Source organism: Embleya sp. NPDC056575 (assembly GCF_042793325.1).
Classification (GTDB): domain Bacteria; phylum Actinomycetota; class Actinomycetes; order Streptomycetales; family Streptomycetaceae; genus Embleya.
Genome location: NZ_JBHTVA010000034.1, coordinates 36833 through 52592, shown reverse-complemented (window position 1 = coordinate 52592; position 15760 = coordinate 36833). Strand labels below are relative to the sequence as shown.

Below are 15760 nucleotides of genomic sequence, written 5' to 3'. Positions count from 1 at the left end.
TCGTGTTGTGTGGCGTTTTGTCCTTGCCCATTCGACTAACCGAATGGTTGATTTTTCGTATGTTCGGAGAAGTGCCGCGTCGAGTCGGCGATCGACGCGAAGGCATGCTCGGCGGCTCCGGGCCGGGCCCGCCACGCGAACAGCGAACCCGGCGACCGCTGTTCCGGTGCCTGCCCCTGCCCCTTCGGAAGTGACCGCCCGGGCGGTGCCGTACCGGCCGACCCGGCGTCCGTGGTCCCTCATCCGCTGCCCGAACCATCCCCTCACGGAGGTTTCCGTTGTCCAGTCCCGGCGCCACGACCGCCTCCACTCCCGACCCGGGGCCCGGTTCCAGCCCCGACGAGGGCCGCGCGGTGGACGCCTCGCACACGCTGCCGCTGACCTCCGCGCAACGGGAGTTCTGGCTCGCGGAGCAGCGCTGCCCGGGCAACGGCGCGGCATACCGTGTCGCCGAGTGCGTGGAGATCCACGGCCCGGTGGACGCCGCGTTGTTCGAGGCCGCGCTGCGCCGAACCCTGTCGGAGGCCGAGGCCGTGGGCGTGCGCGTCGTCGAAGGCGGCGACGGCCCGATGCAGGTCGTGGACACGGACCGGCAGTGGTCGCTTCCGCACGTGGACGTCGGCGATGAACCCTGCCCGGAGGCGGCGGTACGGGCGTGGGTGGCGTCGGACATGGACACCCCCATGGACCTCTCCCGCGGCCCGCTGTTCCGGTTCGCGTTGTTCCGGCTGGGAACGGACCGCTGGTGGTGGTACGGCAGCGGTCACCACCTGGTGATGGACGGCTTCGGCTTCGCCCTCGTCGCGCGCCGGGTCGCGCGGGTGTACACGGCCCTGGTCGCCGGAAAGGCCCCCGGGGCCTCCCCGTTCGGGTCGCCGGCGCATCTGGTGCGAGCCGACCTGGACTACCGGACCTCCGAGCAGTTCGACGCCGACCGCGCGTACTGGACGAACGTGCTCGCCGACCTGCCCGACCCCGCCCCGCTGCCCGCCCGACCGGACCTCACGCACACCCACGACGGCGCGCAGGACGGCCAGTGGTTTCCCGGTGCCGGTCGCCGGACCCGGGCGCGCCCGATGGCCCGCCCGGAAGCGTTGCGCGCGGCGAGCGAGCGGAGCGGGACACAGCGGTCGCGCTACGCCGTCGCCGCCGCGGCGGCGTACGCCCACCGGCTGACCGGCGCGCGCGACCTGCTCCTCGGCCTCGTCGTCTCCGGGCGCATGCGGCGCGACCTGCTCAACATCCCGGGCGCACTGGCCAACATCGTGCCGCTGCGCCTTCGGGTGCATCCGGCCATGTCACTGGCGGAGTTGCTGGCGAGCGTCGATGCCGCGGTGGAGCAGGCGGTGGCGCACGAGCGCTACCGCGGCGAGGACATCACCCGCGACCTCGGCCTGCCCGACCCCGTCGGCTCCCGGTTCACCATGACCGTCAACGTCATGACGTTCGGCGCCTCCCTCACGTTCGCCGGACACCGCTCCACGATCCACAACCTCTCCCGGGGAGGCGTCGCCGGCCCGACACTGGTGGTCCTGGAACAACGCGACGGCGCCGGCATGCGATGGGAACTGCACGCCCCGGCGGAGCGGTACACCGACGCGGACCTGGTCGACCACCAGACCCGGCTGCTGCGCCTGCTCGACGACATGGCCGCGGCCGATCCCGAACGGCGCGTCGGCGATCTCGAACTGCTGACCGACGACGAGCGCCACGAGTCGACGGGCCGCCCCGAGCCGGCGCCCACCGACGTCGTGCGGACCGTCGTGCCCGAGCTGTTCGAAGCACACGCCCGCACCGCCCCGCAGGCCGTCGCCGTGGTGTGCGGGGAAGAAACCCGGACCTACGGGCAACTCAACGCCGAGGCGAACCGCCTCGCGCACGCCCTGATCGCCCGCGGCATCGGCCCCGAGGACATCGTCGCCCTCGTACTGCCGCGCGGCGTCGAGATGGTGACCACGATCCTCGCGGTCCTTAAGGCCGGTGCCGCGTATCTGCCCATCGAACCCGGCTCCCCCGCCGCACGGCTGAGGGACACGCTCGCCGACACCGGCGCGGCCCTGCTGCTCACCCACCGCGCGATCCACGCCGCGATCGACCCCGCCCCCGGCACGGATTCGCTGCTCCTGGACGCCCCCTCGACCGCGGCGCTGCTGCGCGATCTCCCCGGTTCCGACCCGCTCGTCACCATCGATCCCCGGCATCCGGCCTATGTCATCCACACATCCGGTTCGACCGGCCGACCCAAGGGTGTGGTGGTCTCGCACCGCAACATGGTGCGGCTGTTCGCCATGGCCCGGGGCCACCTGGCGTGCGGCGCCGACGACGTGTGGACGATGTTCCACTCCTATACCTTCGACGTCTCGGTCTGGGAGATCTTCGGTGCGCTGCTGCACGGCGGGCGCCTGGTCGTCGTCCCCCACGACATCACCCGCTCCCCGGAGAAGTTCCTGCGCCTGCTGGTCGACGAGCGCGTGACGGTGCTGTGCCAGACCCCGTCCGCGTTCCATCCCCTGATGCACGCCGACCGCGAAGCGCCGCAACTCGGGCAGGCGCTCTCGCTGCGCACGGTGACTCTCGTCGGCGAGGCGCTGGACCCCGCCCGCCTGGAGGACTGGTACAGCCGCCACGGCGACGGGTCGGCGGTGCTCAACCTGTACGGCCCCACCGAGACCACGATGTACGTCACCCACGCCGCGTTCGACCGGGCGACCGCCGCCGCGGCGGGAGCCAGCGTGATCGGCACCGTCCTGCCCGACGTGCGCGCCTTCGTCCTCGACACCGCCCTGCGACCGGTACCCCCGGGGGTGCCCGGCGAGTTGTACCTCGCCGGCGAGGGACTGGCCCGCGGCTACCTCAACCGGCCCGGCCTCACCGCCGAACGTTTCGTCGCCTGCCCGTACACGACCCCGGGCGAGCGGATGTATCGCACCGGGGACCTGGTGCGCCGGCGTGCCGACGGCGCGCTGGTCTACCTCGGCCGCGCCGACCGGCAGATCAAGATCCGCGGCTTCCGGATCGAACCCGGCGAGGTGGAAACCGTCCTGGCGGGCCATCCGTGCGTGGCCCGGGTCGCGGTCGCCGCGCGGGGAGACCGGCCCGGGGACCGGCGCCTGGTCGCCTACATCGTTCCCGGCCCGAGTGGCGCGACGGCCGCGGAACTGCGCGAGCACGCGCGGCGGCACCTGCCCGACCACATGGTCCCCTCGGCGTTCGTGACGCTGGACGCCCTTCCCCTGACGGTGAACGGCAAGCTGGACACGGCCGCGCTCCCGGCTCCCGAGCAGCACCTCGGCGAGGCGGGCCGGGCCGCGCGTACCCCACACGAACAGGTCCTGGGCGAGTTGTTCGCCGAGATCCTCGGCCTGCCCCGGGTCGGCGCCGACGATTCCTTCTTCGACCTCGGCGGACACTCCCTGCTCGCCACCCGCCTCATCTCCCGCCTGCGCGCGGTGCTGGGCATCGAGGTGGGGATCCGCACCCTGTTCGAGGCACCCACCCCGGCCGCTCTGGCCGCCCGACTCGACCCCGCGGGACGCACCCGGCCCGTGCTGCGCCCACGGCACCGCCCGACGCCGCTGCCGCTGTCCCACGCCCAGCGCCGCCTGTGGTTCCTCCACCGCATGCACGGCCCCACGGCCACCTACAACATCGCCCTCGCGCTGCGCCTGAGCGGGGAACTCGACGCGGCGGCACTGGAACAGGCCCTGGTGGACGTGGCCCTGCGGCAGGAGAGCCTGCGCACCGTCTTCCCCGTGTACGAGGACGGAGCGCCCTGTCAGCGGGTTCTGGACGAGACGCGAATCCGTCGGCATCTGGCCCTGCCCGTGACGTCGGTCGACGAACGGGAACTCGCCGACCGGTCGGCGTCGGCGGCGCGTCGCGGCTTCGACCTGACGATCGAACCCCCGGTGCGCGCCGAACTGTTCGCCCTGGCCCCCAACGAGCACGTGCTGTCGCTGGTGGTCCACCACATCGCCGGCGACGGCTGGTCGATCGGCCCGCTGGCACGGGACCTGTCGACGGCGTACCGCGCACGGTGCGGCGGCGAGGCGCCCGGCTGGACGCCGCTGCCGGTGCAGTACGCCGACTACACCCTGTGGCAGCACGACCTCCTGGGGGATCCGGCGGATCCCGCAAGTTTGGCCGCGCGCCAACTCGCCTACTGGAAAGGAGCGCTGGCCGGCCTGCCCGAGCAACTCGCGCTGCCCACCGACCGACCCCGGCCTGCGGTGGCCACCCATCGCGGCGCCACCGTCGACGTCACGCTGGGCGCCGACCTGCACGGCGCCCTGCTCGATCTCGCCCGGGCCCGCGGGGCCAGTCTGCACATGGTCCTCCAGGCGGGTCTGGCCGCCCTGCTCACCCGCCTCGGTGCCGGGCACGACATCCCCATCGGCACCCCGATCGCCGGCCGCACCGACGAGGCCCTCGACGACCTCGTCGGATTCTTCGTCAACACGCTGGTCCTGCGCACCGACACCGGCGGCGACCCGTCGTTCGCCGAACTCCTCACCCGTGTCCGCGACACCAACCTGGCCGCCTACGCGCACCAGGACCTGCCCTTCGAACGCCTGGTGGAAGAGCTGAGCCCGACCCGCTCACTCGCGCGCCACCCCCTGTTCCAGGTGATGCTCGCCCTGCAGAACTCCCCCGACGCCACGATCGAGTTGCCCGGCCTGCGGGTGAGCGGGCGACCGACACCCACCGGCACCGCGCGCGTGGACCTGACCCTCGACCTCACCGAACGGCACACCCCCGACGGCGCCCCGAACGGGATCGTGGGCACCGTCGAATACGCCACCGACGTGTTCGACGGCGCCGGCATCGAGACGCTGACCGACCGGTGGACCCGCCTGCTCGCGTCGGTGGCGGCCGACCCGGACCGGCCGATCGGCCGGGCGGAGATCATGTCGACGCACGAACGCCGACGAGTGCTCCCGGAGTTCGACCGGGCCGCCCCCGCGCCGCCGTGGCGGTCGGTGCCGGAGCTGTTCGCGGCACGGGTGGCACGGACACCGGACGCGGTCGCGCTGATCGCCGGCGAGAGCCGGCCGAGCCATCGAGAGCTGAACGCCCGGGCGAACCGGCTCGCACACGCCCTGATCGCCCGCGGCATCGGCCACGAGGACGTCGTCGCCCTCGTGCTGCCCCGCTCGATCGACCTCGTGGTCGCGATCCTGGGCACGCTCAAGGCGGGCGCGGCCTTCCTGCCCGTCGACCCCGACCGCCCGACCGCCGAAGTCCGGGCGATGCTCGACGGCGCCCGCCCCGCTTTCGTCCTCGACGACCCGGACCGGGTCCCCGCCCCCGGGGAGGAACGCCCGGACACCGACCCGGGCATCGCCGTCGACCCCCGGCACGGCGCCTGCGTCCTGCACGCCTTCGGCGACCCCGGCCGCCCCGGGGGAGTGACCGTCACACACGCCGGCATCGCCCACATGGCCGCCGTCCAGGCCGAAACGCTCGGACTCGGCACGGGCAGCCGCGTGTTGCTCTCCCGCGCCTTCGACGTCCTGGTCCGGGACGTGTGCGCGGCCCTGGCGGCCGGCGCCGCGCTGGTGATCGATCCGCGGGCCGACGCGTCCTCGGCGCTCGCCGAAGCGTCACGCGCCGTCGCCGACCCGCCGAACACGCCGGCCGAACCGCCGTCGCGCCCGACGCACACCACCGTGCCGCCGTCCGCGATCGACGGCCCCGTGGCCCGGCTGGTCGTCGCCGGCGAGGCAGGCCCGGGGGACCGGTGGGCGTCCGGGCGGCGCGTGATCCACGCCTACGGTCCGCCCGAGACCACCGCGTGGGCGACGATGAGCGCCCCGCTCGCCCCCACCGGGCCGGTGGCACCGATCGGCCTCGGCCGGCCCGTGGCGGGCATGCGGGCCTACGTGCTGGACGCCGCCCTGCGGCCGGTGCCGCCGGGCGTGACGGGCGAGTTGTACCTCGCCGGAGCGGGACTGGCTCGCGGCTACCGGGGCCTGCGCGGCGCCACCGCCGAACGGTTCGTCGCCTGCCCGTGGGGCCGGCCGGGCGAACGTATGTACCGCACCGGCGACCTCGCGACATGGCGCGCCGACGAGGACGGGCTGGACTTTCGCGGTCGCGCCGACGACCGGGTCGAGTTCCGCGGTGTCCCGATCGACCCGGGCAGGATCGAAACCGTCCTGGCGGCCCACCCGGACGTGGATCGGGCCGCCGTCGTCGTCCGCGACGATCGGCACGGCGGCGCGCACCTGGTCGCCTACCTGATCCCCGCCACCGGCCGCACCGCCTCCGCCGCCGAGTTGACCGCGTACGCACGACAACACCTGGCCGAAGGCGTGATCCCCTCGACGTTCACGAGCGTGGACGCCCTGCCCCTCACCGCGCACGGCACCCTCGACCGCCGTGCGCTCCCCGCCCCCGAACACCGCGCCGCCGACGAACACCCGCGAGCGCCCCGCACCCCGCGGGAACGTCTGCTGTGCGAACTGTTCGCCGAAACCCTCGACCTCGCTTACGTGTCCCCCGACGACAACTTCTTCGACCTCGGCGGCCACTCCCTCCTGGCGACCCGACTCACCTCCCGCATCCGCGCCGCCCTCGACACCGACGTGGAACTGCGCACACTCTTCGAGGCCCCCACCCCGGCCGACCTGGCGGGGCGACTGCACGGCGCGAGCCCCGTCCGGCGTCCCGCCCTGGGCCGCCGGGAACGCCCCCGGAACCTGCCTCTGTCCTTCGCCCAGCGCCGGTTGTGGTTCCTGTACCGTCTCGAAGGCCCCAGCCCCACCTACAACATCCCCTTCGCGGTGCGCCTGACCGGCCGCCTGGACCGGCCGGCCCTGCACGCCGCGCTCGCCGACGTCGCGGTCCGACACGAGAGCCTGCGTACGATCTTTCCCGCGTCCGAAGACGGGCAGCCCCACCAGCAGGTGCTGGACCCGGCGTGCGTCCGCCGATCCCTGCGCCTGCCCGTCACCCGCCTCGACGAGAGCGAACTTCGCGACCGGCTCGCCGCCGCCGCCCGATACTCCTTCGACCTCGCCGTCGAACCGCCGCTGCGCGCGGAGCTGTTCATCGTCGGACCGGATGAGCATGTGCTGTTGCTGCTCGTCCACCACATCGCGGGCGACGGCTGGTCGACGGGCCCGCTCGCGCGCGACCTCACCCTCGCCTACACCGCGCGGGCCCGCGACGAGGAACCCGCGTGGGACCCGCTGCCGGTCCAATACGCCGACTACACCCTGTGGCAACGCGACCTGCTCGGCGACCCGGACCGCCCGGGCACTCTCGCCGCCCGCCAACTCGCCCACTGGAAACACGCCCTGCACGGCCTGCCCGATCAGCTGCCACTACCCTGCGACCGCCCCCGCCCCGCGACCGCCACCCACAGGGGCGAGCACATCGCCGTCGCGCTCGACGCCGAGCTGCACGCGGCCCTGACCGAGTTGGGCAGACGCCACGGCGCGAGCCTGTTCATGGTCCTGCACGCCGGACTCGCCGCCCTGTTCACCCGGCTGGGCGCGGGCACCGACATCGCGATCGGCAGCCCCATCGCCGGACGCACCGACCAGGCCCTCGACGACCTCGTCGGGTTCTTCGTCAACACCCTCGTCCTGCGTGCCGACACCTCCGGCGACCCCACCTTCGCCGAACTCCTGGTCCGCGTGCGCGACAACGCCCTGGCCGCCTACGCCCACCAGGACCTGCCGTTCGAACAACTGGTGGAAGAACTCAATCCCACCCGGTCGTTGTCCCGACACCCGCTGTTCCAGGTGATGCTCGGCCTCCACCCCGCCCCGGCGCAGGACCTCGTACTCCCGGGGTTGCGCACCACCGCCGTGCCCCTGGACACCGAAACCGCCCGGGTCGACCTCACGTTCGTGCTGGAGGAGCGCTACGGCCCGCACGCCGACCCCGCCGGGGTGAGCGGCCTGCTGGAGTACGCCACCGACCTCTTCGACCGGTCCACGATCGAGACACTGACCACCCGATGGATCCGCCTGCTGCGGGCGGCCGCCACCCACCCCGACACACCCGTCGGCCGCATCGACCTGCTCTCCCCGAACGAACGGCGCACGCTGCGCTCGGGCACCGACCGGCCCGAGACGCACGACGCTCCCGTGCCGTGGGCCGCGCTGCCCGACCTGTTCGCCGAGCGGGTGCGGGCCGCCCCGGACGCGCCGGCGGTGATCGCCGGCGCCACGATCGTGACCTACCGCGAACTGGACGAGCGCGCGAACCGGCTCGCACACGCCCTCGTCGACCGGGGCGTACGGCCCGAGCACACCGTGGCGGTCCTGCTGGAGCGCTCCCTCGACCTGGTCGCGGCCCTGCTGGCGATCGTCAAGGCCGGGGCCGTGTACGTGCCGCTGGACCCGCGCTTCCCGTCCTCCCGCATCGACCTGATCATGCGCCACACCGACGCGGCGCTGCTGCTGAACCCCGAAACGCTGGCCACGCTCGACCGACACCACCACGGCGCCGCCGCCCCGGACATCGCCTGCCACCCCCGCCAACTCGCGTACGTGATGTACACCTCCGGGTCGACCGGCGAACCCAAGGGCATCGCCGTGACCCACCACGACGTGGCCGCGCTGGCACTGGCCCCCACGTGGCGCGGCGGCGCCCACGAGCGCGTCCTGGCCCACTCGCCCACCGCGTTCGACGCCTCCACCTACGAACTGTGGACACCCCTGCTCAACGGCGGCGCCGTCGTCCTGGCCCCACCCGGCCCCCTCGACCCCGACGCGCTCCACCGCGTCCTGGATTGCCACGCGGTGACCGCCCTGTTCCTCACCTGCGGACTCTTCCACCTGATCGCGGAGCAACAACCGCACTGCCTGGCGGGTGTGCGCGAGGTGTGGACCGGGGGCGACGTGGTCTCCCCCGCCGCGGTCGCCCGGGTGCGGCGGGCATGTCCCGGCACGGAGGTGGTGCACGTCTACGGCCCCACCGAGACGACGACGTTCGCCACCCACCACCGGGTCGGCCCCGCCGTCGCCACGGACCGTCCGCTGCCGCTGGGCCGGCCCATGCCGGGGATGCGGGCCTGGGTCCTGGGCCCCGCGCTCGACCCGTTGCCGCCCGGCACGACGGGCGAGTTGTACCTGGCCGGCCCAGGTGTCGCCCGCGGCTACCTCAACCGGCCGGCCACCACCGCCGAGCGGTTCGTGGCGTGCCCGTTCGGCCCGCCCGGGGAGCGGATGTACCGCACCGGCGACCTCGCCCGCCTGCGCGCCGACGGCACCGGCCTGGAGTTCGGCGGTCGCGTCGACCAGCAGGTCAAGATCCGCGGTTTCCGCATCGAGCCCGGCGAGATCGAAGCCGTCCTCACCGCGCATCCGGCAGTGGCCCAGGCCGCGGTCGTCGTCCGCGAGAGGCGCCACGGCGACAAACACCTCACCGCCCACCTCGTCCCCACCCCCGGCGAGCCCGCCGCGACTCCCGCGCAACTGCGCGCGTACAGCCGACAACACCTGCCCGACTACATGGTCCCCTCGGCGTTCGTCATCCTCGAGAGCATGCCGCTGACCCCCAACGGCAAGCCCGACCGCACCGCGCTACCCGACCCCGAACATCGACCGGACACCGGGGACGACACCCACACGACCCCACGAACCCCGCACGAACGTGTCCTCACCGAACTGTTCGCCGAGGTGTTGGACCTGCCCGCCGTCGGGGCCGACGACTCGTTCTTCGACCTCGGCGGCCACTCCCTCCTCGCCACCCGCCTCATCTCCCGGATCCGCGACGTCCTGGGCATCGACATCGCACTCGGCGCCCTCTTCGAGACACCCACCCCCGCCGGCCTGGCCGCGCGATCGGGGACGGATCGACCCGGCGGCGCCCTGGAGGTGGTACTGCCGCTGCGCCCGCACGGAACCCGGCCCCCGCTGTGGTGCGTGCATCCCGCGGGCGGTATCGGCTGGTCCTACGGCGGGCTGTTGCGCCACCTGCCCCCGAGTCAACCCGTGTACGCCCTCCAGGCCCGCGCCCTGAGCCGGTCCGCACCGGCGCCCGCCTCGATCGAGGAGATGGCCGCCGACTACCTGGAGGAGATCCGCAGGGTCCAGCCGCGGGGTCCCTACCGGCTGCTCGGCTGGTCCGCCGGCGGACTGATCGCGCACGCCATGGCCACCGAACTGGCCGCGCGCGGCGAGCACACGGCGCTGCTGGCCGTGCTCGACGCCTACCCCCTGCACACGATCTCCCCCCACGCGTCGACCCGGCGCGGGGGAGCGGAGCACCTGGCCCTCGTGCTCGACTGCGACCCGGACGCCTTCGCCCCACACCGGATCACCTACGACGCGCTCGCCCGGGTGCTGCGCGAACGAGAACACATCCTGGCCGCCCTGCGACCGCGTCAACTCGCGACCGTCGCGGCCGTGCTGGACCACAACGCGGCGGCGGCCCACGCGTTCACCCCCGGCGTCTTCGACGGCGACATGCTGCTGTTCAAGGCGTGCGCCGACCGCGACCCGCACACGCCCGAACCCGCGTCCTGGGACCCGTACATCGGCGGCCGAATCGAGGTCCACGAGATCCCGGCGCGACACAACGCCCTGACGCACCCGGACGCCCTCGCCCGGATCGGCCCCACCCTCGCGGCCCACCTCGACCGGATCAGCGCGTCCGACTCGACGGAGGGCCCCGGCACCCCTCACCCCGCACCCGGTCCGGCCGGACCGCCGACCCTTCTCAGGGAGCCGACATGAGCCACCCGACCAACCCCTTCGAGGACGACGACGCCGGCTACCTGGTCCTGGTCAACGACGAGAACCAGCACTCCCTGTGGCCCGCGACGCTCGACGTACCCGCCGGCTGGACGGTGAGCCACCCCGAGGCCGACCGGCAAACCTGTCTCGAGCACGTCGAACACACCTGGACCGACATGCGTCCACGGACCCTGATCGACGCCATGAACGCCCGGGAGCGATAACCGGCGGCACACACGGCCCCGGGGCGAGGATTTCGGGAGCGATTCGAACCGGTTCCAGAGGTCGTTCGCGGATCCCCGCCCACCGGGTCGGTGGCGTCGCCTGCCCATGGGCAACGGTCGACGGCTACTTGCCGTCGGTGCACCGCGTGCCGGCGGCCGGCGGCCTGCCCTCGATGATGTAGGCGGCCACCGCCGCATCGACGCACCTGCTGCGGCCGAACGCGCCGTGGCCCTCGCCCTCCAGGGTCAGCAGACTCGCGTGCGCGAGGTCCTTGGCCAGCTTCTCGGATGCCGCGTACGGCGTGGCCGGGTCACCGGTCGTGCCCACCACCAGGACGGGCGGCGCGCCCTCGGCCCGGATCACGTGCGGCCGTTCGGGAGTCTTGTACGGCCAGAACTCGCAGCCGGGGCCCTCGATATCCGATGCGACGGTGTCCTTGGACAGCAGCGGGGCATCCGCCTTGAGCTTCGCCAGGACCTGTTCGATCCGCTCGGGAGAGGGCGCCGGGGCGGCGCCGTCGGCGCAGCGTATCGCCGAGCGCGAGTCCGAGCTGTTGTCGTAGTGCCCCTTCTCGTCCCGGCCGAGGTAGTTGTCGGCGTAGAAGAGCAGGTGGCTGCCGTCCTTGTTGTTCATCGCCAGGGCGAGAGCGTCCCGCAGGTACTTCCACGCGGTTTCCTTGTCGCCGTACAGCAGGCTGGTGGTGCCGGTCCAGCCGAGGGAGGAGGTCAGCTTGCGGCCGTCGTAGGCGGTGCGCAGCGGCTTGTCCCGCAACCCGTCGAGGAAGGTCGCACCGATCTCGGCGGCCTTGGCCGGGTCGCCGCCGAGCGGACAGCCCGCCCGGGCCGCGCAGTCGGCGGCGAACGCACGGTACGAGCGCTCGAAGCCGACCATCTGGTCGATGCTCGCGTCGAGCTTGTCGGCCGCAGGGTCCACCACCGCGTCCAGGACCATGTGGCCGGCGCGGTCGGGGAACTCGTCCAGATACATGGTCCCGAGGTAGGTGCCGTACGAGACGCCCAGGTAGTCGAGTTTGTCGTCGCCGACCGCGGCGCGCAGGACGTCCATGTCCCGAGCCGCGTTGCGCGTGCCCACGAACGGCAGCAACTCGCCGGACCCGGCCTGGCACGCGGCGGAGAACTCCTTGCCGCCGCGCTCGCCGTCCGCCTTGCGTTCGACCGGATCGCGGGGCGAGTCCCGGGCGTTGCGCTCGTCCCGGGCCCTGTCGCCCAGGCACCGTACGGGCGCGCTGTCGGCCACACCGCGCGGGTCGAAGCCGAGGATGTCGTAGCGGTCGTGCAAAGGGCCGTCGAAGTCGGCGAACCCGTACTTGACGAAGTCCTGGCCCGAGCCCCCGGGTCCGCCGGGATTCAACACGAGTGAGCCGATCCGCCGATCGGGCTCGGCGGCCGGGTGCCGCATGACGGCGATGTCCAGCGACCTGCCGCCGGGAGCGGTGTAATCCAGCGGCACCTTGAAGGTCCCGCACCGGAATTCGCTCTCGTCCTTCTTCTTCGTCTTCGGGTCGTCCGTGCACGCCTTCCACGAAATCTTCTGTTCGTAGAAGGAGCGCAGCGCCGGGTCCGCCGCTCCCTTGGGCTTCGGCGGCGCGGGCGGCGGGGTGGCCGCGGCCGTCCCGGTCGTCACCCGCGTGGGAACCGGCCTGCCGGCGGCGGCGTTCGAGGCACTGTCGCCGGAGCCCCCGGTACACCCGGCGGCCAACAACAGCGCCACGGCCGCGGGTATGGAACGACGGAAGGACGCCGCCTGGAAAGGAGTGATCACGCGCCCAGGACTATCAGTCGCCGATCCCGCACGGCACACCGATATCCCCGCCACCGGCGACAGCGCGACCCACACCGGACATTCCACGCACCGCATCCGCCGGTCGACGCACGCCCCGTCAGCGGAGGACGGCGGCCGCGGTGGCGAGGAGCTCCGGAAGGGTGCCAGTGAACTCGGGGACCAGTCGAAGCACCACCGCCCAGTGCCCGGGGTCGGCGGTGTCGAGCCCGGCCTCGTCGACCAGGCACGCGAACTCCTCGCCGAACGCCGAGAGCATGTCCCCGACGAAGGCCAGGACATGGGACGCGGGGGCGATCGCGGTGAGGAGATCGGCCGGGAGCACGTGGCCTGCCGCCAGGTCGGCCGGCCATCGGTCGAGGTCGCGCGCGCCGTCCGCGATGCCGAACCGGACCAGGTAGGCCGTCAGGAGGTGCGGCGGACAGTCGGGGTGCGCGGCAAGGGCCGCCAACGGCTCCTTCGAGAGCGGCTGTTTCTCGTCGGCGACGATCAGTCGGGCCCAGGGGACGGCCATGTCGTACTCGTCCTCGAAGTGCTCCAGCCGGTCCCCGATCCTGCCGCCGCGCAGGAGGTGTTCGGCGGCGGCGTCCGGAGTCCGGGCGGCGGCAAGGGTCTCGCGGATGGATGCCGATCCGGCCTCGGGCGCGGCGAGTGCGGCACGGAGCAGGTGGTGTGTCGTCGCCGGAAAGGGGTGCTTGGCGGCGGGGCGGCGGCCGGGAAAACGGGTCTCGGCGAGCAAGGCGGACACCGCGTCGGGACCGTGGCGTTCCCACAACGCGACCGCGACCCGCAGCCGGCCCACCTCGGTGTGCAGGCGCATGCGGCCCAGCATCACCCGGACGAGTACCGGATCGCCCGAGTCGATCGCGGCGAGGAGCCAGTGGCGGCGAGTGGAGGGGCTGGTGCGGGCGAGCAGGTCCCCGAGGGCCGGGCTGATCGGGATGCGACGGGGGCCGCCGGCTCGCGGCCGGCCCGCGCAGATGCGAACGCGTTCATGCCGTGCGATGCCGCCGAAGTCGTAGAGGCTCGCGTTGACTTCCGGGTCGTCGAGATCGAGCAGTCCCGCCACGACATCGGCCGGCATGTCCCAGCGCGAGGCGCACGCGACGGCGGCTTCGACGCCGCGTACGGCGTACACGTGCGCGCGCACCGCCGCGGAGAGCGGGTGGAAGACGCTCAGGTGCTGGATGGCGCGCAGGTCGAGTGCGGGGATCACGGCACACCGCACGTGGTCGGGCGCGGCGGCGAGGAGGGTGTAGAGGTGCTTGCGCGCGCCCTCGGGCGCCTCGGCGGGGAAGCGCGCGGCCAGGCCGCGGGTCCACGTGACCGGGGTGCCCTTCGCGCGCTCGTCGGCGGCGTGGGCCACCGCGGCCGAGACGAGTTCGTGGCAGGTGCCACGGAATCGGGGAAGCAGCTTGTGCAGCGAGATCCACGCCTCGGGATCGTCGCCGAGCGGTTCGATCAGGCGGGCGACGGACGGGGCGAGCGCATCGGGTACCGGGCCGCGGTAGCTGCGGAGAAAGGCGCGGTCGTCGTCGTCATCATCGATGTCGGCGTGGTCCGATGGGTCGTCGCCGGCGGCGGAGTCCGCGCGGCGGGGACACAGGTTGCCGAGCGCGGCCACGACCACGCCCGCGGGGGCGACGGTGCGAAGAACCTCGTCGAAGGGGAAACGATCGTTCTCGATCCCCCAGGTGAGCAGGTAGGCCAGGTGATGGTCGTTGTCGGGGGCTTCCGGGGCCAGTACCGCGGCGAACGGCACCGGGCCCACGCGCCGCTCGAAGTGCGCGCGCGTGCCGAACGTCGACGCGACGCCGGCGCGAACGGTCGCGAAGACGAGCCATTCGGGACAGCCCTCGTGCCGCGTCAGCTCGATCCGGGCATCGGTGTCGTAGGGGAGTCGGTCGTCCTCGCGCAGGATCGCCGCCCAGTCGACGCCGCCGGCCGGCGCGTCGACCCGATCGCCGAGCCGGAGCCCGACCAGCCAGGCGTCGTGGTCCGCGCGCGAGCGGGCCCGGCCGTCGAGCCGCGTTCGGGCGGCGGCCAACACGGCGGCCGGGTCCTCGGCCCGGGCGGCCTCCCCGAAGACCGCGGCCAGGTCCGGGTGGTGCATGCCCTCGTCGTGGAACATCTCCGCGAACCCGCGAAGTTCCGTGTGCGTGTCGGCGAGCCGGGTGTGCGTGGCACAGACGCCCAGAACACGCTCCACGACGACCCACGGGGGCAGATACGGGGCGAGCCGCGAGATCGCGTGTCGGACCGCGTCGGGGAAGGGCGAGTGCAGCATCGACCGCGACAACCGGGTCCCGTCGTGCTTGAGGAGCGGCACCACCAGGCGCGTGTGCCAGTCCGCCGACGCGGGGTCCGCCGCCGCCCAGACCGCTTCGTGCACGCGCGTGTCCGAGCGCCGGCTCAGCAGCGCGAGGCCCACGTCCGGGTCCCCGTGGCCGGCCATCCGCACGGCCGTGTCCTCGTCCAGGTGCCGGTTGCACGCGAGTCGCGCCATCAGGTCGTGGTCACCCGACGCGAGCACGGCCTCGATCAGCTGTGACGGCGGGGCCACGTGGTCGGCGGCCAGCGCCTCCGACACCTCGGTCCTCAGCCGCGTCGTCAACTCGACACCCGCCGCGACGGGCACGAGACGATACGCGGCATACAACGCCGAACGCAGGCCGGCCGCACTCTCCCACGACATCACGAACCGCAACTCCCCACCAGGACGGCCGCGTTCACCCGATGCGGCGCGGCAGCGCCCAGCGTAGGAGGTGGCTCGGACGTCACTCGGAACCCGCACGTCGCAGCGGGCCGACGAGGCGCGAGGAGCGGTTTGGTAGCCTGTGGCCGCCGTGGTGCACGGGAAGCCGGTTCAAGCCGGCGCGGCCCTCGCCACTGTAGCCGCGGAGCCCCGCGGCCCTCGCCGACCGCTCGCAAAGCGGTCGGGGTCACTGGATGGATCGGGAACGAGCCAACCGGGAAGGCCGGCCGCGGAGCGTCGATGCGGAAGCCAGGAGACCGGCCACGGCGCGACATGTTCCACGAGG

The 15760-nt window shown here is 73.3% G+C and carries 4 protein-coding genes and 1 riboswitch; of the genes, 2 read left to right on the top strand and 2 right to left on the bottom strand.

Annotated features, from left to right (window positions below; genetic code table 11):
- Nucleotides 1-278: 278 nt before the first annotated feature.
- Together ACFRCG_RS26030 and ACFRCG_RS26025 are read left to right on the top strand one after the other, a co-directional pair.
- A complete protein-coding gene (locus ACFRCG_RS26030) occupies nt 279-10694 on the top strand; it encodes an amino acid adenylation domain-containing protein (RefSeq protein WP_380035568.1) in 10416 nt (3471 codons plus the stop codon).
- On the top strand, nt 10691-10918 hold the full coding sequence (locus ACFRCG_RS26025; protein ID WP_380035565.1) for an MbtH family protein: 228 nt from the start codon (nt 10691-10693) through the stop codon (nt 10916-10918). Before ACFRCG_RS26030 ends, ACFRCG_RS26025 begins: the two co-directional genes overlap by 4 nt.
- A 124-nt stretch (nt 10919-11042) precedes the next feature.
- Here the strand turns inward: ACFRCG_RS26025 and ACFRCG_RS26020 are convergent, their stop codons facing one another.
- On the bottom strand, nt 11043-12701 hold the full coding sequence (locus tag ACFRCG_RS26020; RefSeq protein WP_380035562.1) for an alpha/beta hydrolase: 1659 nt from the start codon (nt 12699-12701) through the stop codon (nt 11043-11045).
- A gap of 118 nt (nt 12702-12819) precedes the next feature.
- The gene (locus tag ACFRCG_RS26015; RefSeq protein WP_380035559.1) at nt 12820-15414 is read right to left on the bottom strand and encodes a hypothetical protein; all 2595 of its coding nucleotides are present in this window, start codon (nt 15412-15414) and stop codon (nt 12820-12822) included.
- Nucleotides 15415-15540: 126 nt separating this feature from the next.
- Nucleotides 15541-15755, top strand: a riboswitch (cobalamin riboswitch).
- The last annotated feature ends 5 nt before the right edge of the window (nt 15756-15760 follow it).